At 70.9% G+C, this 24,376-nt stretch carries 22 protein-coding genes; 13 read left to right on the forward strand and 9 right to left on the reverse strand.

Translation table 11 applies throughout. The features are described 5' to 3' along the window. Window positions 1–12 precede the first annotated feature (12 nt). Entirely contained in the window at window positions 13–666 is a 654-nt protein-coding gene (locus DVS28_RS06225; RefSeq protein ID WP_164710002.1) for a ribosomal RNA small subunit methyltransferase A, read from the reverse strand. A 176-nt stretch (window positions 667–842) separates the two neighbouring features. Here DVS28_RS06225 and DVS28_RS06230 point away from each other — a divergent pair, with 176 nt between their 5' ends. The 5 genes from DVS28_RS06230 to DVS28_RS06250 all read left to right on the forward strand — a co-directional run bounded on the left by DVS28_RS06230 (window position 843) and on the right by DVS28_RS06250 (window position 8,803). Further along, complete coding sequence (locus DVS28_RS06230; RefSeq protein ID WP_164710003.1) at window positions 843–2,189, forward strand: HNH endonuclease signature motif containing protein; 1,347 nt, start codon at window positions 843–845, stop codon at window positions 2,187–2,189. Between the two features lie 64 nt (window positions 2,190–2,253). Further along, window positions 2,254–3,903: an ABC-F family ATP-binding cassette domain-containing protein gene (locus DVS28_RS06235; protein WP_114590691.1), complete on the forward strand. Its 1,650-nt coding sequence runs from the start codon at window positions 2,254–2,256 to the stop codon at window positions 3,901–3,903. A 129-nt stretch (window positions 3,904–4,032) separates the two neighbouring features. Beyond that, window positions 4,033–5,703: an energy-dependent translational throttle protein EttA gene (gene ettA, locus DVS28_RS06240; protein WP_114590692.1), complete on the forward strand. Its 1,671-nt coding sequence runs from the start codon at window positions 4,033–4,035 to the stop codon at window positions 5,701–5,703. Between the two features lie 161 nt (window positions 5,704–5,864). Then, complete coding sequence (locus DVS28_RS06245; protein ID WP_114590693.1) at window positions 5,865–8,135, forward strand: MMPL family transporter; 2,271 nt, start codon at window positions 5,865–5,867, stop codon at window positions 8,133–8,135. Beyond that, window positions 8,132–8,803: a TetR/AcrR family transcriptional regulator gene (locus tag DVS28_RS06250; protein WP_164710004.1), complete on the forward strand. Its 672-nt coding sequence runs from the start codon at window positions 8,132–8,134 to the stop codon at window positions 8,801–8,803. The genes DVS28_RS06245 and DVS28_RS06250 overlap by 4 nt, the downstream gene beginning before the upstream one ends. 18 nt (window positions 8,804–8,821) lie before the next feature. Here DVS28_RS06250 and DVS28_RS06255 read toward each other — a convergent pair whose 3' ends face one another. The 3 genes from DVS28_RS06255 to DVS28_RS06265 form a co-directional block, all read right to left on the reverse strand. Further along, window positions 8,822–9,001, reverse strand: coding sequence for a hypothetical protein (locus tag DVS28_RS06255; protein ID WP_164710005.1), 180 nt, complete (start codon window positions 8,999–9,001; stop codon window positions 8,822–8,824). A gap of 72 nt (window positions 9,002–9,073) precedes the next feature. Continuing rightward, a complete protein-coding gene (gene cysS / locus DVS28_RS06260; RefSeq protein ID WP_164710006.1) occupies window positions 9,074–10,219 on the reverse strand; it encodes a cysteine--tRNA ligase in 1,146 nt (381 codons plus the stop codon). Window positions 10,220–10,465: 246 nt separating this feature from the next. Then, complete coding sequence (locus tag DVS28_RS06265; RefSeq protein ID WP_114590697.1) at window positions 10,466–11,176, reverse strand: ribonuclease HII; 711 nt, start codon at window positions 11,174–11,176, stop codon at window positions 10,466–10,468. A gap of 260 nt (window positions 11,177–11,436) precedes the next feature. On the opposite strand from DVS28_RS06265, the gene DVS28_RS06270 reads away from it, so the two are divergent. Further along, window positions 11,437–11,913, forward strand: coding sequence for a hypothetical protein (locus tag DVS28_RS06270; RefSeq protein WP_114590698.1), 477 nt, complete (start codon window positions 11,437–11,439; stop codon window positions 11,911–11,913). 31 nt (window positions 11,914–11,944) lie between these two features. Here DVS28_RS06270 and DVS28_RS06275 read toward each other — a convergent pair whose 3' ends face one another. Continuing rightward, window positions 11,945–13,336, reverse strand: a complete 1,392-nt coding sequence (locus DVS28_RS06275) for an NAD-dependent malic enzyme (RefSeq protein WP_114590699.1) — start codon at window positions 13,334–13,336, stop codon at window positions 11,945–11,947. 174 nt (window positions 13,337–13,510) lie between these two features. Here DVS28_RS06275 and DVS28_RS28215 point away from each other — a divergent pair, with 174 nt between their 5' ends. Next, window positions 13,511–13,672: a hypothetical protein gene (locus DVS28_RS28215; RefSeq protein WP_164710007.1), complete on the forward strand. Its 162-nt coding sequence runs from the start codon at window positions 13,511–13,513 to the stop codon at window positions 13,670–13,672. Between the two features lie 103 nt (window positions 13,673–13,775). Here DVS28_RS28215 and DVS28_RS06280 read toward each other — a convergent pair whose 3' ends face one another. Beyond that, window positions 13,776–14,138, reverse strand: coding sequence for a GroES family chaperonin (locus DVS28_RS06280; protein WP_114590700.1), 363 nt, complete (start codon window positions 14,136–14,138; stop codon window positions 13,776–13,778). A gap of 94 nt (window positions 14,139–14,232) precedes the next feature. Between DVS28_RS06280 and DVS28_RS27980 the strand changes: the two genes are divergently transcribed. Beyond that, entirely contained in the window at window positions 14,233–14,778 is a 546-nt protein-coding gene (locus tag DVS28_RS27980) for a hypothetical protein (protein WP_117434560.1), read from the forward strand. On the opposite strand, the gene DVS28_RS06285 is transcribed toward DVS28_RS27980, so the two are convergent. Next, on the reverse strand, window positions 14,662–16,329 hold the full coding sequence (locus DVS28_RS06285; RefSeq protein WP_164710008.1) for a trypsin-like peptidase domain-containing protein: 1,668 nt from the start codon (window positions 16,327–16,329) through the stop codon (window positions 14,662–14,664). The genes DVS28_RS27980 and DVS28_RS06285 overlap by 117 nt on opposite strands. A 308-nt stretch (window positions 16,330–16,637) precedes the next feature. Between DVS28_RS06285 and DVS28_RS06290 the strand changes: the two genes are divergently transcribed. The 3 genes from DVS28_RS06290 to DVS28_RS06300 are packed head-to-tail and all read left to right on the forward strand — an operon-like array spanning window position 16,638 to window position 19,378. Beyond that, window positions 16,638–17,327: a winged helix-turn-helix domain-containing protein gene (locus tag DVS28_RS06290; RefSeq protein ID WP_114594028.1), complete on the forward strand. Its 690-nt coding sequence runs from the start codon at window positions 16,638–16,640 to the stop codon at window positions 17,325–17,327. A gap of 12 nt (window positions 17,328–17,339) precedes the next feature. Further along, window positions 17,340–18,686, forward strand: coding sequence for a sensor histidine kinase (locus DVS28_RS06295; protein ID WP_114590702.1), 1,347 nt, complete (start codon window positions 17,340–17,342; stop codon window positions 18,684–18,686). Then, window positions 18,683–19,378 carry a hypothetical protein gene (locus DVS28_RS06300; RefSeq protein ID WP_216826435.1) on the forward strand — a complete coding sequence of 232 codons (696 nt, stop codon included), beginning with the start codon at window positions 18,683–18,685 and terminating at the stop codon, window positions 19,376–19,378. Before DVS28_RS06295 ends, DVS28_RS06300 begins: the two co-directional genes overlap by 4 nt. 215 nt (window positions 19,379–19,593) lie before the next feature. Here the strand turns inward: DVS28_RS06300 and ccrA are convergent, their stop codons facing one another. Further along, the gene (gene ccrA, locus DVS28_RS06305; RefSeq protein WP_114594029.1) at window positions 19,594–20,931 is read right to left on the reverse strand and encodes a crotonyl-CoA carboxylase/reductase; all 1,338 of its coding nucleotides are present in this window, start codon (window positions 20,929–20,931) and stop codon (window positions 19,594–19,596) included. A gap of 486 nt (window positions 20,932–21,417) precedes the next feature. Next, entirely contained in the window at window positions 21,418–22,716 is a 1,299-nt protein-coding gene (locus DVS28_RS06310; RefSeq protein WP_114590704.1) for a zinc-dependent metalloprotease, read from the reverse strand. A 110-nt stretch (window positions 22,717–22,826) separates the two neighbouring features. On the opposite strand from DVS28_RS06310, the gene DVS28_RS06315 reads away from it, so the two are divergent. Together DVS28_RS06315 and DVS28_RS06320 are read left to right on the forward strand one after the other, a co-directional pair. After that, on the forward strand, window positions 22,827–23,873 hold the full coding sequence (locus DVS28_RS06315; protein ID WP_114590705.1) for an NAD-dependent epimerase/dehydratase family protein: 1,047 nt from the start codon (window positions 22,827–22,829) through the stop codon (window positions 23,871–23,873). Then, window positions 23,870–24,325, forward strand: coding sequence for a molybdenum cofactor biosynthesis protein MoaE (locus tag DVS28_RS06320; protein ID WP_164710009.1), 456 nt, complete (start codon window positions 23,870–23,872; stop codon window positions 24,323–24,325). Before DVS28_RS06315 ends, DVS28_RS06320 begins: the two co-directional genes overlap by 4 nt. Window positions 24,326–24,376: the final 51 nt, after the last annotated feature.

Genomic DNA, 24,376 nt, shown 5'->3' on the forward strand with positions numbered 1-24,376 from the left:
GTCGCGACGTGATCAACCGCCGTGGGCGCCGGACCACAGCGGCCGCAGGTGGTCGCGGAAGGACGGGGCAAGGGTCGTGGGAAGGACTGCGGGGGTGCGCTGCCTGATGGTCAGCCATGCCGCATCCACTGCAGGCACCGGCCTGAACGCCTGTCGGGGGACATGGCCGCCGACGGTGAAGGTCCACCACGGCGCCCAGGCGGCCGACCGAAGCGTTGTCGGAGGCGCCGCTGCGCGTTTGTGGGCCACCTCGGCCTGCACCAGCAGATCGGCTCGAGTCGGCCCCTTGTCCGGGTCGTCGAGCAGCGCGTCGAGGATGTCGCTCGTCACGCCGAACGGGACGTTGCCGACCACCCGGTAGGGCTCGCGTGGCCAACGGAACCGACGGATGTCGCAGGTGATCACACGGACCCGATCAACGTCGGCGTAGCGGCTGCGAAGCCGTTCCGCGAGCTGGCGGTCACGCTCGACTGCCACGACCCTGACGCCCGTCTCGGCGAGCGGATCGGTCAGCGCGCCGCGTCCGGCCCCGATCTCGACGACCAGGTCATCGGGGTCGAGGGCGAGCCGCTCAACGGCTCGGGCGACCACCCCTGAGTCGACGAGGAAGTTCTGGCCGTGGGTTCGTCGTCGCTGGTCGGCCGCTGAGCGGCGTCGCACAGCCACGGTGGCGCCTCGTGAGCATGAAGGTTGGCATGACGGTCCTCCGCGTCGGTCGGTGTCGTTGCAGCCGATGGACGATAGCGGACTTGCGGTGTCGGGAACAGAGGCTTGTGAAAACGTGGTCCGCGCACACACGGATCCCGGCCCCGATGTCACACCCAGGCCGTACACTTGTTCGTATGAAGGTCGGGCTGGATCGAGCGCCGGGTGGAGGGTCCTCCGCCGGTGTCGGTGTGCTCGATCCGGTTGACTCGGCGGTCTCGTTGCTGCGCGAGGTCGACCGGCTGATGGCCCGGTTGCTGCGCTGCATCCAGCAGGCCGGCGGCGTCGCCAGGGATGGTCTGCCGGCCCGCCGACTGATCGGCCTCGCCGCGGACGTGACCGGTGCCGAAGCGGCGTTCCTCGAGCGGTGTGTGCAGACGCTGTCGGCGATGCCCGAGACCTGGCAGGCCTTCGACCAGGGCTGCCTGTCGTGGTCACAGGTCCGCGCCATCGTCATGCACGCCCGCGACCTGTCCGTCGCCCAACGACAGACCCTCGACGACCAGCTCGCCGCCGCCGTCGGTACCGCCCGCGACGTCGAACCCGACCGGATCGGCGAGATCACCGCCGACCTCGCCTGGCGCATCGACCGCACGGCCGTCGACACGGCCGCCGAGCGGGCACCGGATCATCCGTCGGCGGTCTGCCAGCCCTCCTTCGACGGATGGGGCGACTGGTACATCCACGCCGACCCCGAGCTCAACGCCGTCCTCGGCCAGGCCATGAACGCCGCCGCCAACCGACCCACAGCCGCACAGGGACCCGCAGGGCACGACCACCACCTCGACGTCCCTGACGACGCGGTTGGCGACGACGACCCCGAGATCCCGGACGTGCCGACTGATGACGAGGGCACGCCGATCCCCAAGAAGTACCGGGACACCCGGCCACGACGGGTCCAGCTCGCCGAAGGGCTGTACCGGGCGCTCAGCGAGTGGCTTGCCACCCCCGCCCCCGGACGACCAGCCCGACCCCGCCTGTCGGCCATCGTCGACGTCAAGGACCTCCTCGCCGACAGTGACGGTCCGGACGGCCGGGCGACCGGGCGGTTGTTGTGGCAGACCGCCGGCGGATCCACCCGCATCAGCCAGGTCACCGCCCAGGCATGGGCCTGCGACGCCACCATGATTCCCATCATCACCGACGGCACCCTCGTGATGGCCGCCGGACGTGGCGACACCCCCGTCACCAAACCCCATCGTGATGCCCTCGACGCCAGGGACCAGAGCTGCCGGTTCCCCGGCTGTCGTGCGCCGGCACGGTGGACCGACGCCCACCACGTCATCCCACGGCCCGGCCCGACCGACACCACCAACATGGTGTTGCTGTGCCGCCGTTGCCACCTGCGGGTCCACGCCCCCGGCTGGACCCAGACCCTCCAGCCCGACGGCACCTACACAGTCCAGCACGGTCGCACCCGGCTGGTCTCCCGACCCCCGCTGCGACCGACCCAACCAAGACCGGCCCAGCCAAGACCGACCTGACCCGCACCCCACCGACCAGGTGGGGCCGCAGCCGTGCGGTCGGGCCGGCCGTACGCTGTCGCCCATGTCACAGGTCGTCGCCGAGGGGATCCGCGTTGCGTTCGGTGGGCAGGACGTCCTGCACGGCGTCGACCTGACCGTCGGCCCCGGCTCGACAATCGGGTTGGTCGGTCCCAACGGCGCGGGCAAGTCGACGCTCCTACGGGTCCTCGCCGGCCTGCTCGAGCCCGAGGCAGGCACCGTCACGCGGACCGGCACGGTCGGCCTGCTCGCCCAGGAGCACGACCGCCGGGCCGACGAGACCACCGCCGGGATGCTCGCGCGCCGCACCGGTGTCACCGCGGCCGAACACGACCTCGAACGCGCCACCGCAGCCCTTGCCGACGGCACCGACCCCGATGGCGACGCCTACGACGACGCCCTCCAGACGTGGATGGCCGTCGGTGCCGACGACTTCTCGGCCCGCGTCGAGCAGACCCTCACCGAGGTCGGCCTGCCCCTCCGACTCCTCGACGCGCCCACCGCTGGCCTGTCCGGCGGGCAGATCGCCAAGGCGTCGCTCGCCGCGATCCTCCTCTCCCGCTTCGACGTCCTGCTGCTCGACGAGCCGACCAACGACCTCGACCTCGACGGCCTGGACCGGCTCGAGGCGTTCGTCGCCGGCTACCGCGGCGGCATCGCGGTGGTCTCCCACGATCGCGAGTTCCTCTCCCGCACGATCTCCGACGTCCTCGAGCTCGACCCCGTCAACGCGACCTGGTCGACGTTCGCCGGTGGCTGGGACGCCTACCTGGCCGAACGCGAGGTGGCTCGGCGACGAATGCGCGAGGCCTACGAGGCCTCCGAGGAACGGCGCAGCGCGCTGGTCGGCCAGGTGCAGGGCGCGAAGGAGCAGTCGGTCCGCGGGGCCCTCCGTGCCAAGAAGAAGCCGCCCGACCCCGACCGCGCCGCCAAGGGCGCCCGGATCGAGGCGGCCACCAGCGGTGCGAAGAAGGTCCGCGCACTCGAGAGCCGCCTGGCCCAGCTCGACCGCTCCATGGCCAACGAGGGGGTCGCCGAACCCCGCAAGGAGTGGGAGCTGCGCCTCGAGCTGCCCAGCGCTCCACGCTCCGGTGACGTGGTCGCGCAGCTCCGCGACGTGACGATCACCCGCGGCAGCTTCACGTTCGGGCCGGTCACCCTCGACCTCGCCCAGGGCGACCGGGTCCGCGTCGTCGGCCCGAACGGCGCGGGCAAGTCCACCCTCCTCGGCCTGCTCCTCGGCCACCTCCAGCCCGGCGGCGGCACCGCAACGCTCGGCAGCCGCGTCGTCGTCGGGGAGCTCGATCAGGCCCGTGGCGCCCTCGCCTCCAACGAGACCGTCGTCGACCTGCTGGTCTCCCACAGCGGCATGGAACCCGTCGAGGCCCGCACCCTCCTCGCCAAGTTCGGGCTCAAGGGCCCTCGTGCCAGCCGGGCGGCCGCCGACCTCTCACCGGGCGAACGCACCCGGGCGGTGCTGGCGATGCTGATGTCGAGGGGCACCAACCTGCTGGTCCTCGACGAGCCCACCAACCACCTCGACATGCCCGCCATCGAGCAGCTCGAGGACGCCCTCGCCAGCTACGACGGCACCCTCCTGCTGGTCTCCCACGACCGCCGCCTCCTCGACGCCGTGACCACCACCCGCACGTGGTCCGTTGACGACGGTTCCGTCACCGTCACCGACGCCTGACCCCCCCGCGAGCCGGCCCCCGCCGGCCCCGCTGCGATCGTCGGCGCGATCGGGGCCTGCGTCGCCGTGGGCCGATCGGGCCCCCGATCGCGCCGGTCATCGTGCGGGGTACCGATAGCCTGTGCCGCCATGGCTGAGTACGTGTACGTGATGAAGGGCCTCACCAAGCTGGTGCCGCCCTCCAAGGAAATCCTGTCCAACATCTGGCTGTCGTTCCTGCCGGGCGCCAAGATCGGCGTCATCGGTCCCAACGGCGCCGGCAAGTCGACCCTGCTGCGCATCATGGCCGGGGTCGACACCGAGTTCGAGGGCGAGGCGTGGGCGGCCGACGGGGTCAACGTCGGCTACCTGCCGCAGGAGCCCGAGCTCGACCCGACCAAGGACGTCGAGGGCAACATCAAGGACGGGGTCGGCGAGGTCGTCAAGCTCCTCGAGGAGTTCAACGACCTGTCCATGAAGATGGGCGAGGAGCTGCCGGACGACGAGATGGCGAAGGTCTACGACCGCTTCGCCGCCGTCCAGGACAAGATCGAGGCCGCGGACGGCTGGGACCTCGACCGCAACGTCGAGATAGCGATGGACGCGCTTCGCGTGCCGCCGGGGGACGCCGACGTCACCACGCTGTCGGGTGGTGAGCGCCGCCGGGTCGCCCTGTGCCGCCTGCTGCTGTCCAAGCCCGACATGCTGCTGCTCGACGAGCCCACCAACCACCTCGACGCCGAGTCCGTCGCGTGGCTGGAGCGCTTCCTGCAGGACTACAACGGCACCGTCGTCTCCATCACGCACGACCGGTACTTCCTCGACAACGTCGCCGGCTGGATCCTCGAGCTCGAGCGCGGCAAGGGCATGCCCTTCGAGGGCAACTACTCCGGCTGGCTGCAGCAGAAGCAGGAACGCCTGCGCCAGGAGGAGAAGTCGGAGTCCAAGCGGCAGAAGACGCTGGCCCAGGAGCTGGAGTGGGTCAACGCCAGCCCGCGAGCCCGTCAGGCCAAGTCCAAGGCCCGAATCTCCGCCTACGAGGACCTGGTCGCCAAGGCCGGGCAGTCCCGTGACAGCAACATCGAGCTGACGATCCCCCACACCGGCCGACTCGGTGGCGTGGTCGTGGAGGCCGACAACCTCTCCAAGGGGTTCGAGGACCGCCTGCTCATCGAGGACCTGACCTTCAGCCTCCCGCCGGGTGGCATCGTCGGGATCGTCGGCGCCAACGGTGCCGGCAAGTCGACCCTCTTCCGCATGATCATGGGGGAGGAGAAGCCCGACGAGGGCAGCCTGCGTGTCGGCGACACCGTCGACCTGGGCTACGTCGACCAGAACCGTGACGCCCTGGACCCCAACAAGACGGTCTTCCAGGAGATCACCGACGACAACGACCTGCTGGAGATCGGCGGCCGTGAGGTGAACGGCCGGGCGTACTGCGGCCAGTTCAACTTCAAGGGCGCTGACCAGCAGAAGAAGGTCGGGCAGTGCTCGGGTGGTGAGCGCAACCGCATCCATCTCGCCAAGCTGCTGCGCAAGGGCTGCAACCTGCTGCTGCTGGACGAGCCGACCAACGACCTCGACGTCGACACCCTCCGCGCGCTGGAGGAGGGGCTGCTGTCCTTTGCCGGTTGTGCGGTGGTCATCTCCCACGATCGCTGGTTCCTCGACCGCGTCACCACCCACATGCTGGCCTTCGAGGGGGACAGCCAGGTCGTCTGGTACCCGGGCACCTACTCGGAGTACGCCGAGGACTTCAAGCAGCGCCACGGCGGCGACGACCAGCCCCACCGCATCAAGTACAAGCCGATCAGCCGCTGACCAGCCGCCAGATCACCCGACGCCCGGCCCTCGAAGGGGGCCGGGCGTCGTCGTTCGGGCGCGCGGGTTGGCAGGAGCTGTCAGCACGCATGTTGACGCCGTCAAGTTGACGTCGTTATCTTCGACTCGACCCCGTCACTTCGCATCGAAAGCGACCAATCGTGTCGACCACCCCCGCCACACGCAGCCCGCTGTCCGTCCGCCGCCCGTGGCTGATCGCCCTCCTCGCCCTCGTCGGCTTCGTCGTCGCCGGCGCGCTGGGTGGTGACGTCCAGGACTCCCTGGTCTCGGGCGGCTTCGACGACCCGGGGTCGGAGTCCTCGGCGGCCGCCGCGGTCGTCGCCGACACCTTCGACGGCGGCGCCCCCGATGTGGTGCTGCTCGTCACCGCCGCCGACGGTTCGGTCGATGCGCCCGAGGTGGCCGCGGCCGGCGTGGCCCTCACCGAGGACCTGGCGAGCCGTGGCGAGGTCGTGCAGGCCACGAGCTACTGGACGCTGGCTTCGGCCCCGCCGTTGCGCTCCACCGACGGCGACCGGGCGCTGGTCCTCCTCCGCTTCGCCGGTGACGAGAGCGAACGGCTCGACCGTGCCGGGGAGCTGCGGGAGGAGCTGCACGAGCGCGACCTCGACGGGGTGGCCGAGGTCACCGTCGGTGGGATGTCCGCGGTGTTCAGCGAGGTCAACGAAACTGTCGAGTCCGACCTGGTCCTCGCCGAGGTCGTCGCCCTGCCGTTGACGCTGATCCTGCTGATCATCATCTTCGGGTCCGTTGTCTCTGCGATGCTCCCACTGGCCATCGGTGGCCTCTCCATCGTCGGCACGTTCCTGGCGCTGGAGCTCATCGCCGGCCTGACCGACGTCTCGATCTTCGCCCTCAACTTCACCACCGCCCTCGGCCTCGGGTTGGCCATCGACTACGCGCTGCTGGTGGTCAACCGCTACCGGGAGGAGCTCGCCGCCGGCCACGACCCCACGACGGCGGTCACCCGGACCGTCCGCACCGCCGGCCGCACGGTGGTGTTCTCCGGCCTGACCGTCGCCTCCAGCCTCGTCGCCCTGCTCGTGTTCCAGTTCGCCTTCCTCAAGTCCTTCGCCTACGCCGGCATCGCCGTGGTCGGCCTGGCCGTGGTCGGTGCGGTCGTTGTCCTGCCGGCGATCCTCGTCCTGCTCGGCCACCGCGTGAACGCCCTCACCGTCCGCCGTCCGAAGGTCACCGCCCCCGGCGAGGAGACCGACGGCGTGTGGCATCGCATCGCCATGACCGTCATGCGTCGGCCCGTGCCGATCGCCACGGTGTCCACGCTGGTCCTGCTGCTGCTCGGCGTCCCCTTCCTCGGCGTGGAGCTCGGCTTCCCCGACGACCGGGTGCTGCCGCCCGGCGCGGAGACCCGAGAGGTCAGCCAGGTCCTGCGTACCGAGTTCGACAGCCGCGAGCAGTCGGCCCTGTCGGTGGTCGTGCCCGACGTGGACGCCCGCGGCACCGACGCCGCGGCCATCAGCGGGTACGCCCAGGAGCTCAGCACCCTCGACGGGGTCGCCCGGGTCGACGCGGCCGTGGGGTCCTTCATCGGCGGCGTCCGGCTGCCCGTCGAGCTGCCCTTCGCCGCCACGCTGGCCACCTCCGACGCCACCTACCTGCAGGTCGTCCCCGACGTCGAACCGATCTCCGCCGCGGGCGAGCAGCTGGTCGCCGACGTCCGCGCCGTCGATGCTCCCGCCGACGGTGTGCTGGTCGGCGGCCCGTCCGCGGAGCTGGCGGACTCCAAGCAGGGGTTGGTCGACCGCCTCCCCCTCGCCCTCGCGCTGATCGCCGTCATCACCTTCGTCGTGCTGTTCCTGTCCTTCGGGTCGGTGCTGATGCCGATCAAGGCGATCGTCCTGAACCTGCTCAGCCTGACCGCGACCCTGGGAGCGATGGTGTGGGTCTTCCAGGACGGACGTTTCCAGGATGCGCTGGGGTTCACCGCCACCGGGGCGTTGACCGTCACGATGCCTATCCTGCTGTTCGTGCTCGCGTTCGGGCTGTCGATGGACTACGAGGTGTTCCTGCTGTCACGCATCAAGGAGGAGTGGGACCGCACCGGCGACCCGATCGGCTCGGTCGCCCAGGGGCTGGAACGCACCGGCCGCATCGTCACCGCCGCTGCCGTCCTCATCGCCGTGGTCTTCGTGTCCTTCGGCATCACCGGGTCCGTCAGCTTCATGAAGCTGTTCGGGTTCGGCATGACCCTGGCCGTGCTCGTCGACGCCTTCGTCGTGCGCACGACCCTGGTCCCGGCGTTCATGCGCCTGGCCGGCGGGGCGAACTGGTGGGCCCCCGCGCCGTTGCGCCGGTTCCACGACCGCTTCGGGTTCAGCGAACACGTCGACCTCGACGACGACGAGATCGTCCTGAACCCGCCTCGACAACCGATGGATGCCACCCTGTGACCGATCCCGCCGCCGTTCCCACATCCGACGGAGCCCCGCAGCGACGGGCCGTGGGGCATCGCGCCGACGCGGGGCAGGGCGAGCTGCTCCGTGCCCAGCTGCTCGACGCGGCGGAGGCCCAGCTGGCCACCCGGGGGTCGATCCAGGCCGTGTCCCTGCGCCAGGTCGCTCGCGACGTGGGGGTGAGCGCCACGTCGGTGTACCTGCACTTCGCCGACAAGGACGACCTGTTCATCGGGGTCTGCCAACGACGGTTCGAGGCGTTCGCGCAGCTGCTCCGGGAGGCGCGGGAGGGGCTCGACAGCGCGGCGGCGCAGGTCAAGGCGACGGGCAAGGCCTACGTTCGCTTCGGCATGGAGCATCCCGAGCAGTACGCCATCCTCTTCGGGGGCGTGGTGCCGGTCGAGACGGTCAAGGCCCGCATTCCGGAAGAGGAGCTGGCGGGGTACCAAGCCCTCCTCGAGCTCGCTGCGATCGTGCGTCAGGGCATCGAGTCGGGAGAGTTCCGCCAGGTCGATGCGTTCATGGCGACGTTGACGTTGTGGTCGACCGTCCATGGCCTCGTGGGCGTGCTGGCCCACGGGTTCGGGATGATCGGTGAGGTCGACGTCCAGTCCGCCACCGATACGGTCACCGATCTGCTGCTGGACGGCCTCAGGGCTCCCTGACGCCAGCTGGGTGAGGGGTCAGGCGCTGCGCGGCGCGTGCACGCTGAAGCGACGGGTGTCCCGTCCCTCGACGGCGATCTGGGCCAGGAGGCGTTCCACGACCAGACCGGCATCCTGCGGCTCCATCACGTGGAGGTTGGCGAGGGTGGCGTCGAGTCGCTGGCGGGCGGTGGGCGGGGTCAGGGTGATGGGGCTCATGACCTCCATATCGGCGGTGCCGACGAGACCATGAGCCCCATTGTCCAGGCTGGACCAGCGGGCCCGGTCCGATCACACCCCGAGGAAGAAACCGAGCTGGGTGGCAGCAGCCCGGGCGGCCATCCCGTTGCCAGCCGACACCGCGTCGTCGATCAGCCGGATGGCCCGCGGGGTGTCGAGGTCGTCGTCCACCGCAGCGGCCACCGCGGCGACCACGCCGTCGACCGCCAACGGGTCACCGTCTGCCGCGCCGTGCCAGCCCTTGACCGCGGTGGCAGCCGACTCCATGTCGGCCTCGGTGTAGGTCCAGCCCGACCGGTAGTGGTTGGACAGCATCAGGCGGCGAACTGCGTCGGGGTCGTAGCGGTCCAGCAAGTCACCGAGGAAGACGAGGTTGCCCAGGCTCTTGGACATCTTCACGTCCTCCAGCGCCACCATGCCCACGTGCATCCACACCCGGGCGAAGGGGCCCTGCCCGGTCAGCGCCTCGGACTGCAGGATCTCGGCTTCGTGGTGGGGGAAGATCAGGTCGTTCCCGCCCCCGTGGATGTCGATCGTCGAGCCGAGGTGCTCCATGGCCATCGCCGAGCACTCCAGGTGCCAGCCCGGCCGTCCGGCGCCCCAGGGGGTCGCCCACGACGGTTCGTCGGGCAGGCTCGGCTGCCACAGCAGGAAGTCCAGCTTGTTGCGCTTGCCCTCGGCGTCGGGGTCCCCGCCCTTCTCCGTGAACTGCCGCAGCGCCTCGTCCCGATCCAACCCCGAGAACGCCAGGTAGTCGTCCATCGCGTCGACGTCGGCGTACACCCGGCCGTCGGCCAGGGCATAGGCGACCCCCCGCTCGAGCAGTCCCGACACCATCGGGATCATCGCCGGGACGGCCTCGGTGGCGAAGGGGATGACGTCCGGCGGGCGCAGGCCGAGCCGGGTGAGGTTCGCGTGGAAGGCCGCTGCCTCGCTGCGCGAGAGGACCTGGTAGTCCACGCCGCGTTCGCGGGAGGTCCGCAGGATGTCGTCATCGACATCGGTCACGTTCCGGACGTAGACGACCTTGTGGCCCTTGGCCTCGAGACGCCTGATCAGCACGTCGAAGACGGTGTAGACGAAGGCGTGTCCGAGGTGGGCGGAGTCGTAGGGGGTGATGCCGCACACGTACAACCGCACGGTGGCGCCGGCCACGAAAGGAGCGGTGGTGGACGTGCGCGTGTCGAACAGCTGCATGGGTGCGTGATCCTGTCTGGCGAACGCGTCGTTGGCCGGCCCCAACGTAGCGTCGCGACCCTGCATTCCCGCACCTGCGCGATGCCTCGGTGGGAGCGACCCCGAAAAAGGGAGAAGCCCGGCGAAGAGCGCAGTCAACTCTCCGCCGGGCTGTCGGGGCGCCCTGGGGCCCCGGAGACTTCATCATGGCGGCCCCTTCCCCGCGTCGCCATGGTTATTGGGGATGGTTGTCCATACCCGAAATGACTAGTCAGTTCTCACTCTGGGTGAGTGAGGTTCACCGTCGAGCAGCTCCGCGATGGGCGTCCAGGACGTGCGATGCAGGACGCACGGGCCCTGCTCGCGCAGCGCTCGTCGATGGGCAGGGGAGGGGTACCCCTTGTTGGAGTGGAAGGCGTAGGGCGGATGGATCGGCGAGTGGTCGACCATCTGCCGGTCACGGGTCACCTTGGCCACGATCGAGGCGGCGGCGATCGACGCGGAGTGGGCGTCGCCGTGGACGATCAGCTCGTTGTGGGTGCCGAGTCCCGCGAGGAAGTCCCAGTTGCCGTCGAGGAGCAACACGTCCGGGGTGAGGGACAGGCCCTCGACGGCCCGCCTCGCGGCCAGCTGCATCGCCGCGCTCATCCCCAGCTCGTCGATCTCGTCGTTGGAGGCCGAGGCGATCGACACCCCCAGGGCGAAGTCCATGACGCGGTCGTGCAGCTCCTCGCGCCGTGCGTGGTCCAGCTGCTTGGAGTCGCGCAGCTTGTACATGCGCCGGTCGGTCGGCAGGACGACGGCCGCGTAGGTGACTGGCCCCGCCCAGGCGCCGCGCCCCACCTCGTCGACACCGGCGACCACCTGCCCGTCGTCCCAGTGGCGGCGTTCGTGACGCAGCCCGGGCACATCGGGCAGGCGGATGCGTCGGCCGTTGACATAGGTCACGTTCTTGCGGCGGGAAACGGGCAGTCCCATGGGCCTTCGGTCGCGTCGGGGTCGGGTCGTGCTGGCAGGGTAGCGCCCCGGTGCCGTCCCCCCGCAGGAGCGACCAGCCGTGACTCCAGCCAGTGACTCGCGGTGCCCTTGCAGAGCGTCGGCCGGAAACGCCTAAGGTAATCGCGCCCTCGTGCCGATGTGGCAGGCAAGAGGATCGCCAAGGACCGGCGGTCGACGAAGTACGGGCAATGGACGCCCCATCAGTGACCCGCTCGCGCGGGTCGGAAGGTCGTCCCGCGATGCCCACCACGATCCCAGTCCCCACCGCCCATGCGACATGCCTGCACGAGACGCTCGACGCGGTGCGTGGCGAGACCCAGGTCCTCAAGATGGCCGGGCTGCTGTCGGTCAGCGCCGACGACCTGCTCGATGGTGGCGGCACGGGGCTCGGCGACTGGATGGGCGACCTCGCGGTCGCGGTCGAGGACGCGTCCGGTGCGACCGTGCTCCTGCCCGTTCGCGACCCCGGCATGCTGCAGCACATCGTCTACGGCATGTCCGCGGTCCTCGTGTGGGCCAACGAGCTTCGTACCGAGGGGCGCCTGGCCACCACCATCCCGACCGAGGCCGTCGCCGCGTGGTCGGAGATCGAGCGGGTTGCCGGGCTCGGCGGTCGCACGGCGATGGCCATGGGCTACGAGAGTGGCCGGCTGACGGGCGCGCCGGACCTCCGTGTCGAGACCATCCAGGAGACGGCCGCAACCGCAGCCGCCTGAAGGGCTGGCCGCCACGCGGCGGCCACCCGGGTCAGCTGGCGTCGTTCGCAGCCACCCGTTCGACCGCCGCAGCCACGGCCGGGGCCACCTCGGCGTTGAAGACGCTCGGGACGATGTAGTTGGCGTGCAGCTCGTCGGCTGACACGACGTTGGCGATGGCGTGCGCGGCGGCCACCTTCATCTCCTCGGTGATGTCGCGCGCCTTGGCGTTCAGGGCGCCGCGGAAGACCCCCGGGAAGGCCAGGACGTTGTTGATCTGGTTGGGATAGTCGCTGCGACCCGTGGCCACGACCCTGGCGTGACGCGCGGCGATCGCCGGATCGATCTCGGGCTCCGGGTTGGCCATGGCGAACACGATCGCGTCGTCGGCCATCGACGCGACGTCGTCCTCGGTCAGCACCCCCGGTCCGCTGACCCCGATGAACACGTCGCTGCCGGCGATCACCTCGCTGACCGAACCGGAACGCTGCTCGGGGTTGGTGTTGGCCTGCAGCCACTGCTTGGAGTCGTCGACCTCCGGCACGCCCTTGTGGATGGCGCCGTCACGGTCGCAGATGACGATGTTGGTGGCACCGGCGTCCTGCAGGATCTTCAGGATGGCCACCCCGGCTGCGCCCGCCCCGGTCATGGTGATGCGCACGTCCCCCAGGCGCTTGCCGACCACGCGCAGGGCGTTGGTCAACGCCGCAAGCGTGACGATGGCGGTGCCGTGCTGGTCGTCGTGGAAGACCGGGATGTCCAGGGTCTCGCGCAGGCGACGTTCGATCTCGAAGCAGCCGGGGGCGGCGATGTCCTCCAGGTTGATCCCGCCGTAGGTGGGTGCGAGGGCCTGGACGACCTTGACGATCTCGTCGGGGTCCTGGGTGGCCAGGCACACCGGCCACGCGTCGACCCCACCGAACTCCTTGAACAGCACCGCTTTGCCCTCCATCACCGGCATGGCGGCTTCCGGGCCGATGTTGCCCAACCCCAGCACCGCCGATCCGTCGGTGACCACGGCGACGGTGTTGCGCTTGATCGTCAGCCGCCAGGCGTCCTCGGGCTTGTCGTGGATGGCCATGCAGACCCGCGCGACGCCCGGCGTGTAGGCGCGAGACAGGTCGTCACGGGTGCGCAGCCCGACCTTGGACCGGATCTCCATCTTGCCGCCGAGGTGGATGAGGAAGGTCCGGTCGGAGATCTTGTGGACCGTCGCGCCGTCGACGGCGTTGACGGCGTCCCGGATGGTGTTGGCGTGCTCGACGTCGCCGGCGTTGGCGGTGATGTCGGCCGTCATGCCGTCGGGGTGGGACTCGACGATGTCCACGCCGGTGACCGCCCCGCCGGCTTCGCCGACGGCGGTCGTCACCCGCCCGAGGGCCGTGGTGTCGTGGTCCATGCGGACGCGGAGGATGATGGCGTAGGACGCGCTTGGTGCCGCCATGGGAGGTGCCTTCGGTGTCGACGAGGTCGGGAGCACCGCAGCCTAGGCCGACTGCCCGTTCCGGCGAAGGGTCTTCGGGGGCGAGACCAAGAACTCCGACGATCGGAGCAGGAGATCGGGTGTGGATGGGCAACAGGGCTGTGTCATCCACCCCCGGAACCCAAGGAGAACCCCATGCGTGCTCGTCTCGCGGCCCTCGTCGCCGCTGTGTCCCTGCTGACCCTCGGCCTGCCCGTCGCCGCAAGCGCCAGCTGCACCCAGACGGAGTTCGGCTGTGCCGAGGACCTGGTCTGCGCCGCGGTCAACGCCGTCAAGCCGGTCGACTGCGTGGAGTAGGGAGACTCGGACGTCGACGAGGCCGTCCCGACCGGGGCGGCCTCGTGTCATTCTCCAGCGACCGCAGGGCTGGAGGCGACGCAGGGCTGGGGGCAACGCAGGGCTAGAGGTACAGCCCGGTGCCGCTGGCGTCGCGTTCGGCGGACGCGATGGCGTGCACGTCTCGTTCGCGGATGATGATGTAGTCCTTGCCGTGGATGTCGACCTCGATGGCGGCGTCGGGCAGGAACAGGACCTTGTCGCCCGTCGATGCCGAGCGCACGAGCGGTCCGACCTCCATGACCTCGGCCCACACACCGTGGCGGTCCTTCGACTGGGCCGTGGCGGGGATGAGGATGCCGCCGCGCGACCGCTTCTCCCCGCCGTCGTCGATCCCGCAGAGGATGCGGTCGGCGGTCACGCGGACCGCGAAGCCGGCGGCCTCGCCGGACGGATCATCGGTGGTGGAGGGTTCGTGGGTGCTCATCGAGCCGCCGAGAGTACCGGGCGAGGTCCCGAGGACCCGAGCGACGCAGCACCCGACAGGAGTAGCGTGGACCTCCCCGTCGGAGAGGTCAGCGATGCGACGCAGCGTCAGGGTCCATGCCGAGGTCGGGCCGGAGGCCCGGCTCGCCGCCGCGATCACGACGCTGCCGCCCGGGGCGCAGCGGGCGCTGGTCACCATCGCCGACCGCGAGGACCTGCCGTTGGCGGCCGGGTCGTGGGAGGACGGGGCCGGAGGCTGCCTGGTCAGCAACGTCGTGCGTGCGCTGGGGACCCCGGTCGATCCCGATCAGGGTGCGAGGACCGTGGACCTGCGGATGCTGGACCTGCTGCCCGAGCTGTCCAGCCAGGACCTCAACCACCTGATCGTCGCGTGGGACGAGGCCGCGATGCAGGAGGGCCGCGGGGCGACCGATCCGGTCCTGCGCCGCTTGTTGCGCGGCGCCCTGGTCCGGGCTGGCATCCCCCCGACCATGGAGGCCCTGCCCGAGTGGGACCGGGACGCGTCAGTCGTTGGTGCGGACCCCGCCGAGGGTGACCTCGACCTCTCGAGTCCGGCCGTCGGCGCCGTAGAGGGTGACCGTCACGACGTCGTCGGGGCCGTATCCGCGGATCGCGGCTGACAGGTCCGACATCGACGTGACGTCGTCGCCGTCGATGGCGACCACCACGTCACCGGGCACGATGCCGGCGTCGTCGGCGGCGCTGTCGGGCACGACCTCGCCGATGTAGGCACCGTTGGTGGTCTCCAGGCCCAGCTCCTCGGCCTGTGCAGGCTGCAGGTCGCCACCGGTCACCCCGAGCAGCGCGTACTCGAAGAAGCCCTGCTCGATCAGCTGGTCGGCAACCCGGAGGACCGTGGACGTGGGGACCGCGAAGCCCACGCCGTCGTTGGTCCCACCGCCGACGATGGCGGTGTTGATGCCGATGACCTGGCCGGCCGCGTTCACCAGCGCCCCACCCGAGTTGCCGGGGTTGATGGCGGCGTCGGTCTGCACGAGGTCGACGAGGCTGACGTTGCTGATCGGATCCGACAGGGTCCGGCCGAGCGCGGAGACGATGCCCGAGGTGACGGTGGAGTCGAAGCCGAACGGCGCCCCGATCGCGATGGCGGTCTCGCCGACGCGCGGGTCGCCGTCGGCGTACTCCGGCACCATCAGGTCGTCGGCGTCGATCTGCAGCACGGCGAGGTCGAAGCTGGCCGCGGTGCCGACCACCGTCGCGTCACGCGTACGGCCGTCGGTCAGCCGCACCCGGACGTCGCGAGCCCCCGCGATGACATGGTTGTTGGTGATCAGGAAGCCGTCGGCCCGGTAGACCACGGCCGAGCCGGAACCGGTGTTGGTCTCCACGACCGCGACGGACGGCAGCAGCGCTTCGGCGACGTCGGCGACGGTGTCGGTGGTCATGCTCGCCGGCGGGGCAGCGGGCGCCACCGGCGTCTCGTCCTGCGGGGTGTCCTGGGGGGCGTTGATCGGGGTGACCGGTGCGTTGGCCGCCTGGTCCGCCGCGTCGGGGGCCAGGGCCAGCGTGGTCGGCACCGCGACCGCCACGGCCACCAGCGCCCCCACGAGCGCGGCCACGACGGCGGTGCGCCCGGTGCCCCGGCCGGCCGTGTCGTCACGGGAACCGCGGTCGTCAGCGGTGACGTCGCGGGCGAGGTCGCTGTCGTGGGACGGGTCGGTCGGCGGCTGGGACGCGGAACCGTCGGTGGGCTCCGGTGCGGAGGGCCAGTCGCCGCCCACCGGGGGTGGGGTGGTGGGGTCGGTGGGCGGCGTGGCCGTCGGGGTGGTCTGGAGGGGCTGGCCGGGCTGAAGGGGCTGACCGGGCTGCCCTGGATGTGAGGGGTATCCCTGCGGCGCGGGTGGCGCGGGCTGCCAGGTCGGGGCGGGTGCAGGCGCACCCCAGCCCGTCTGTCCCGAGGATGATCCTCCCGGGGCACCCCATGAACCGGACTGCACCCAGGGAGACGATGCCGCTGCCGGCCACGCACCGCCGTCGTGGTCCGGCGGCGTCTGCTGGGCGGTCGGCTCGGCCGCTGGTCCATCGTCGGTGTTCGGCGAATCGTCGGGCTGTGCGGGGGGTCCGGGCACACCAGCATCGGCACCGGAGCGATCGGCCGGGCGCCGTTCGCCGCCGGTCCACTCGTCGTCGTCGAGCCATGTGGAGTTCACGCCGCGGGTCCTCTCTCGGGTTCGTCGGTCGCAGTGCATCCGCGCCGACGCGGTCCATCGTGCAGTGTGCTCGGGTGGGCGCTCTGCCACACTCGTGGTCCGTCGCACGAACCGAATCGGCCGAGACATCATGGTGTCGACCGAGGTCGACGGTAGTAGTCGGTTCCTCCTGCAGGGCCCGGTGAGCGGCAAACATTCCGTAAAGGGCCCGTCTGCCCGGTGACCGAACGGCACCCTTGGACGGCCCGGCACACTCGACGGGAAGCAACGACCAAGGAGTCCGCGTGAGCGGCCAGCCCGACAGCGAACTGCAGAAGGTCCTGCTCGTCGAGGACGACGACGGCATCGCCAACCCGCTGGCCGCAGCGCTCGGCGGGGGTGGCTACGCCGTCACCCGCGTGGCCACCGGACGCGAGGCGTTGGCGCTTGCCCACGACGAGCTCGCGGCCGTCGTCCTGGACCTGGGCCTGCCCGACATCGACGGGGTCGAGGTCTGCCGGCGACTGCACGATGCGCACCCCGGTGTCCCGGTCCTGATGCTGACCGCCCGGACCAGCGAGGCCGACGTGGTCGTCGGCCTCGATGCGGGCGCCGATGACTACGTCACCAAGCCGTTCCGCCTCGCCGAGCTGCTCGCGCGCCTGCGCGCCCTCGTCCGCCGTGCCCAGTCCAGCCAGGGCGCCCCGGTGGAGGAGGAGTACGCCGCGATGGACGTCCGTGTCGACGTCGCTGCCCGCCGGGCCTGGCGCGGCGACCACGAGCTCGACCTGACACCCAAGGAGTTCGACCTGCTGGCCATGCTCGTCCGCCAGGCCGGCACCGTCGTCACCCGCGAGGACATCATGCGCGAGGTGTGGGAGACCAACTGGTTCGGGTCCACCAAGACCGTCGACATGCACGTGTCATGGCTGCGACGCAAGCTCGGCGACGACGCGTCGGCCCCCAAGTACCTCACCACCGTCCGTGGCGTCGGGCTGCGGTTCGAGACCGACTCCTAGACAGGCCCGCGCGTGCGAAAACGTCTGCTCGTCGCGACCGTCGGTACCGTTGCCATCGGGGTGCTGCTGCTCGGCCTGCCCCTGGCGGTCGCCGTGCGGGGCGTGCTGACGACCCAGGCCTTCGAGACCCTGCAGCGCCAGGCCGAACAGGTGCAGGTGCTGTTCAACCAGCAGCAGCTGTCGGGCACCGAGCGGCGGGACCTGCTGCACGACCTCGCCGGCCAGTTCGACGTGCGCTTCCAGGTCTTCGACCGGGTCATCCGTGACGGCAGCCGGGTGGGCTTCCTGCTGACCGAGGACACCGGGGAGATGGCCAACGAGGAGGTCGACTTCACCGACGACCTCGACGCGGCGTTCGACGGCGAGCTCGGCCGGGCCGGCCGCGACGGGGTCCTGGCGGTGTCGGTCCCGCTGCGCATCGCGGGCGTCCCGCAGGTGTTGCGGGCCATCGCCCCCGACGACGAGCTGCGGTCCTCGTTGTCGGCGGCGTGGCTGTCGATCGGCGGGCTGGCGATCACCTCGTTGGGCATCGCGGGCTTCGTGGGCCTGATGGTCGCTCGCCGGATCGCCACCCCCCTGGAGGACCTCGCGGAGGCGGCCACGGCGCTGGGGGAGGGCGACTTCTCCGCACGGGCGATGGCCAGCGGCATCCCCGAGTCCGACCAGCTGGCCGCCGCCCTCAACATCACCGCCGAACGCCTCGGGATCCTGGTCGAGCGGAGCAAGTCCTTCGGCGCCGACGCGAGCCACCAGCTGCGCACCCCGCTGACTGCCCTCCGCCTGGACCTGGAGGCCCTTCAGCTGGCCGGCGCCGACGAGGCGCTGCTGGGTGCGGCGTTCAGCGAGGCCGACCGGCTGGAGTCCACGATCGAGGAGCTGCTGGCCCTGGCCGACGTGCCGATGGGCGACGAGCACATCCAGCTGGCCACCCTGGTGGAGGAACGGGTCGAGTCGTGGCGGGCGCTGGCCCAGGCCGAGGACCGTCGTGTTGAGGTGTCCGCCGACCCGGTACCGCTGGTGCGGGGGCGGTCGGCGGCCATCGGGCAGTGCCTGCAGGTGCTGCTCGACAACGCGCTGGAGCACGGCGAGGGCACGATCAGCGTCACCGTGACGAGCGTCGAGTCGCCGCTGGTCCCCGAACGCGGATGGGTACGCCTGTGCGTGACCGACGAGGGCGAGGGGTTCGCCGAGGAGTCCGTCCCGGGCCGTGGCCTGCGCCTGGCCAAGTCGTTGGTCCAGGCCGAGGGTGGGCGCATCAAGGTCCAGCGCCCCTCCACCGTCTGCCTGCTGCTGCCGGCCATGGGTGTCGACACCGGTCGGCTGATCCAGCCCAGCCTTGCCGAGGGCGAGCTGCGGTGAGCGGGTCCAGGAACCGGTCAGTGCTGCGCGTGGGGCTGCTGGGCATCGTGCTGGTGCTCGCCCTGTCCGGCTGCCAGTTGGTCGACCGCCAGGAGAACCTGCAGCCGACCGGCGACCCGTCTGCGACGGAGGCCGAGGAGCTGCTCGGCAATCCCGACGAGGACTTCCCGGCCACGCTGGCGGGCCTGCGGGCCTTCGCGGGCCCCGAGGCGCTGACGTGGCAGGACGACCCGGTCCTGGCCGACATGACGGTGTGGCTGACGCCGACCGGCATGTGGGACCGGCTGCGTGCCACCTACGTGGCCGCCGACGCCGACCGCATGATGACCGTCCGGGCAGATCCCGACCGCCTGCGGGTCGAGCGGCCGAGGCTCGAGGGCCTCGGCCTGCCCGAGCTGCCCGACGCCGCGGTGGCCGAGCTGCCGCCGGTGCCCGAGGGACTCCTCGAACCCGCCGACCTCGGCGCCGCGGCGGCCGACGCCCTGGCGTCGTGCGACGCCGGCGGCCAGCCGGTCGTCGCCGTCGTCTACGCCACCGGCGCCCCCGCCGCCTGGGACGGCTCGACCTGGACCACGCCGCCGGTCTGGCGATCCACGGTCATCACCGAGACCGCCGGCGTGGCCGTCGACCCGACCACCGGCACCCCCCTCGAGCCCCTCACCTGCGTCGACCCGATCCTCCCCGACGAGTAGGGGTGGACCGAGCCTGCCGAGCAGGCTCGGCACCGCCGCCGTCCCCGAAATTGGTCGTTGCCGACAATTGTGGTCTCCGGTGCATCGGTGCACCCCTCGCCACAATCGTGGCCAAATGACGCGTTCACGTCATTGGCATCTCACGACGATTGTGGTCCCGGGTGCACCCGTGCTCCGCCAGCCACAATTGTGGCCGGATGCCATTCAGGGCCGTCTTACTGGAGGGTCTTCCAGGCGTTGAGGTCGTCGATGATCGCCTCGCGCTTGGCGGTGTCCTGGACGCCTTCGCCCTCCTGGCGGGCGTTGACGAGCACGCCGAGCTTCCCGGTGTGGGCGTTGGTGTGCATCGCCCACGCACCCTCGGCAGCCTCGTCGAGGTTGTAGGTGCGGGTCAGGATGGGGTGGATCATGCCCAGGTCGACCAGGCGGTTGGCCTCCCACGCCTCCTTGTAGTTGGCGAAGTGGCTGGACACGATCGACTTGAGGTTCATCCACAGGTACCGGTTGTCGTACTCGTGCATGTAGCCCGACGTCGAGGCGCAGGTGATGATCTTGCCGCCCTTCCGGGTGACGAACACGCTGGCGCCGAAGGTGGCGCGCCCCGGGTGCTCGAAGACCATGTCGACGTCGCGACCGCCGGTGAACTCGCGGATCTTCTTGCCGAACCGCTTCCACTCGTCGGGACGCTGCGTGTCGCCGTCCCAGAACTGGTACCCCTCGGCCTTGCGGTCGATGACGGTGTCCACGCCGAGGTCGTTGAGCAGCTCGACCTTGTCGGGGGAGGACACCACACAGATCGGGATGCCGCCGCCGTTGCGAACCAGCTGCACGGCGAACCCGCCGAGGCCGCCGGTGGCGCCCCAGATCAGCACGGTGTCGCCCTGCTTCATGCCGCCGGCGTTCTGCGAGACGAGCATGCGGTAGCTGGTCGCCAGCGTGAGGCCCAACGAGCCGGCTTCCTCCCACGTCAGGTGGGTGGGCATCGGCATCAGCTGGTTGGCCTTGACCATCGACACCTCGGCCATGCTGCCGAAGTTGGTCTCGAAGCCCCAGATCCGCTGCCGGTCGTCGATCATGGAGTCGTCGTGGCCCTCGGGGCCCTCCATGTCCACGTAGTTGCAGTGGACGGTGACGCGGTCGCCGGGCTGCCAGCGGGTGACGCCGGGGCCGGTGCGCAGGACCACACCAGCCGCGTCGGAACCGACGATGTGGTACGGCAGGTCATGGCGTGCGCCGAGCTCTCCCTCGCGGGCGAACCGCTTGAGGAACCCGAAGGTCGACATCGGCTCGAAGATGGAGGTCCACACGGTGTTGAAGTTCAGCGCGGAGGCCATCGGGGCGATGAGCACCTCGTTGGGCCCCAGCGGCGGCAGGTCGACCTCGTCGACGTGGAGCGACTTGCGCGGGTCCTTGTCGGCGGAGTCGACGCCGTCGAACATGTCGACCTCGTCCGCGCGGACGACCGCCGCGCGCATCGACTCGGGAAGGGGAGTGTTGGCGATGTCCTCGGGTGTGGCATCGGGGGACAGCGCCACGTTCAGAAGATCGTGCATGGCGGAGGTCATGAGGGGCTCTCCTTCGCCGCCCGGAACCCGGGCGCTCGAGGTCGGGATGTCGGCAGGTTACCGGTCGGTAGCCTGCGGATGCCAAACCGGGCAAGGGGCTCGGGAGCGCTCCGTGATCGGACAGCAAACGGCCCCGAGGTGCCTGGATCCGTCCTCCCTTCCCCTTGGAGGACGGCCCGGCTGTGCCTCGAGGCCGCTCGCGTGTCGGACACGGTACGGGTGTCCTGGATGGCCGTCAATCGACCTTGTCCACACCCCCTCGACCGATGGTCGAGGGCTGGGCCGCTGACCTGCACGAACGCGAATCAGGAGCGTGGGGACAACTGTGGACAACCGGTGGAAAACTTCACCCGAACGGCGCTGACCTGCGGAAACGCCCGTGTGGAAAACAAAGTTGCTGTGGATTGACGAACCCTCGACCAACGGTCGAGGGTTCTGCTCCTGCGGCCCGCGGAACGTGCGGTCCGGGGCGTGTCAGAGGTCCAGGCCACCGAGGTCGTCGGGGATCTCGACGTCGGCCGCCGGAAGGTCGTCGGTGGCCGGGGCGACGCCTTCGTCGGCCTCTTCCGCCGCCAGGCGAAGCAGCCACCGGCTGGGGTCGGCGATCTCCGCGGGGGACGGCAGATGGGCGGGATCGCGCCACACCGCATCCAGGCCGGGCACGCCGCGGGCGGTCAGCACCGCCTCGCAGAACCGACGGCCCTGCTCGGTGTCGGAGGGACGAAGGTCCAGGCCGATCAGCTGGGTGAGGAACCGCTCGCCGGTGCCCGCCTCGGCACGCCGTCGACGGGTGACCTCCTCGATGCGTGCAAGGGAGGAGAGCTTGCCCTCGCCTGCCCGCGACACCATCACATCGGCGTAGCCGGCGACCAGCGACACCATCGCCTGGACACGGGACATGATCTCGCGCTGTGCGGGGGAGGGCTGCAGGCCCATGTCTCCGGCCTGCTCGGCCAACCGCTGCATCGCCTCGGGGTCCCCCAGCATCTCCGGCGACAGCGACTCGAGCCCGCCCATCTGCTCGGTCAGGCGGGCCGGGTCGATCTCGGCGGCGGCGGCGAAGCGTCCCATCTCGTCGGTCAGGTGGTCGGTGAACCAGTCGACGCCGGCGAACACCCGGCGGTGCACGACCTCGCGCAGCGCCAACCAGAAGCGCATCTCGTGGACGTCCAGCCCGTACTCCTTGGCCAGCTTGCCGGCGGCGTCACCGACCGTGGCGACCACGTCGGGTTCCATGGTGGGCACGCCCAGGTCGTAGCCGCCCATGAGCTGACCGGCGAGGTGGCCGGCGATCGTGCCCACCTGCATGCCGGTCAGCATCGCGGTCATCGGGCCCATGGCGCTCTGCAGGCCGCCGAGTCCGGCCATCCCGCCGGGCAGCTGGTCGGCGAGGCCCTTGCCCAGCGCCTCCTGCATGCCGGTCGCGATCGGCTCGACGTACCGGGCGATGCCGCCCTCGGAGGCCGCGAGGCGCACCCATTCCTGGCTGGTCAGCGCCAGCGCCCGCCCGTTCACCGCCGGCAGGCCCGTGTGGCCCTCCAGCCACGACTCGGTGACACGGACCGCGTCGGCCCAGGCCTCCTGGTCGGCGTCCACGCCGATCGCCAGCTGCGGCTCGCCCGCAAGGCCTGCCGCCGTCTGTCGGGCGATGTCCCAGTTCACTGGGCCGCCCTGCCAGCTCATGAGCTTCTGGAGCTCCTTGAACAGCGGGATGTTGGACAGCGCCTCGGGGTCGAAGCCGAAGGGGCCCTGGTCGAACTCGTCGTTGGCCATACCGCCACTGTAGTGAGCAGTCCACTCCCACGAGAGGGCGGGGGGAGGCCGGGGGCACCGGACCGTGGTAGACGTGGGCCGCCCTCGACGCTGACAGGAGCTCCCACACCATGGCCATGCCCCGGACCGTCACGGTCATCGGGTCCTCCACCCCCCTCGGCAGCGCCGCCGTCGAACGGCTGTCCACCGACAGCTCCGTGGTCGCCATCGACGGCACCGCCCCGAGCATGCCCCTCGGCGGCGTCGACGTGCGGATCATGGACCCGCGCGACCGGCTGCTGCCCCTCGCGCTGGAGGGGACCGACGCCGTCGTGCACGCCGCGTTCAGCGACGACCTGACCGCTGGTCCCGACGCCTTGTACGGCCACAACGTCGGAGGAACACGCAACGTCCTGGAGGCCTGTGCCCGGGCCGACGTCGGCCGCCTCGTGGTGCTGTCCACCGCGGCGGTGTACGGCGCCCATGCCGACAACCCCGTGCCGCTCGACGAGTACGCCCCCATGCGGGCCAACCCCGGGTTCGCGTGGGCCTACCAGCGACAGGTGGTGGAGGAGCTCGTGGAGGACTGGGCCGACGCGCATCCCGACGTGGCCGTCACCGTCCTGCGCCTGGTGCCCGTGCTCGGCCCGGAGCTGGAGAACGCGCTGTCGCACCTGCTGGCCGCACCGCGCCTGCTGGTGCCGGCGGGCGGACAACCGCTGTGGCAGCTGCTGCGCGTCGGCGATGCTGCCGACGCCGTCGCCCACGTCCTGCAGCACGACCTCGCCGGCATCTACAACGTCGCCCCCGACGGGTGGTTGTCCACCGAGGAGACGGCTGCCGCCCTGCACACCGCCGTGCAGGCGGTGGGCCAGACCACGTTCGCCCAGATCCTGCGCGCCGGGCAGGCCGCCGGGATCGCCCCGGCACCCGAGGAGTCGTTGGCCTACCTGACCCATCCGTGGGCCGTCGACGGCACCCGGCTCCGTGAGACCGGATGGCGCCCGCGATCCAGCACCCGTGACTGCCTGCAGGCGTTCGCGGAGTCCCGGCAGGGCACCGTCTCGATCGGCACGGTGCGCGTGGAGACCGCCGACCTGCGGCGAGCCGGAACCGTGGCCGCGCTGGTGTCGGCGCTGATCGGATGGCGCCTGCTGCGCCGAGGAGGCCGTTCGTGACCCCCGCCCGCATCCACTCCGCCATCGTGGCGTCGCCCCTGTCGGTTGCCGACGCCCACGCCTTCGTCGCCGATCCTGCGTCGGGCGCGACCGTGGTCTTCACCGGCCAGGTCCGGGACCACGCCGTGCCTGACGAGACCCCGGATGCGGATGCCCGGGACGTGGCGGGCCTGGACTACGAGGTCTACGAGGGCGTCGCCCAGGACACGCTCGCGGCGCTGGTCGCGGAGGTCGCCGAACGCTGGCCGACCGTGCGGGCCATCTGGGCCGAGCACCGGATCGGCTCGTTGGCCATCAGCGACCTGGCCGTGGTCGTGGGCGTGTCGAGTCCCCACCGCGACACGGCTTTCGAGGCCGGCCGCTACCTGATCGACACGCTCAAGGCGACGGTGCCGATCTGGAAGAAGGAGCACTGGGCCGAGGGGGGCCACCACTGGCCGGGCACCGACTGAGGAACGTTCAGATGCCTCGGACCACCGGACAGGGGGTAGCACAGCGTGCGT

It is taken from the genome of Euzebya pacifica, from assembly GCF_003344865.1.
Lineage (GTDB): Bacteria > Actinomycetota > Nitriliruptoria > Euzebyales > Euzebyaceae > Euzebya > Euzebya pacifica.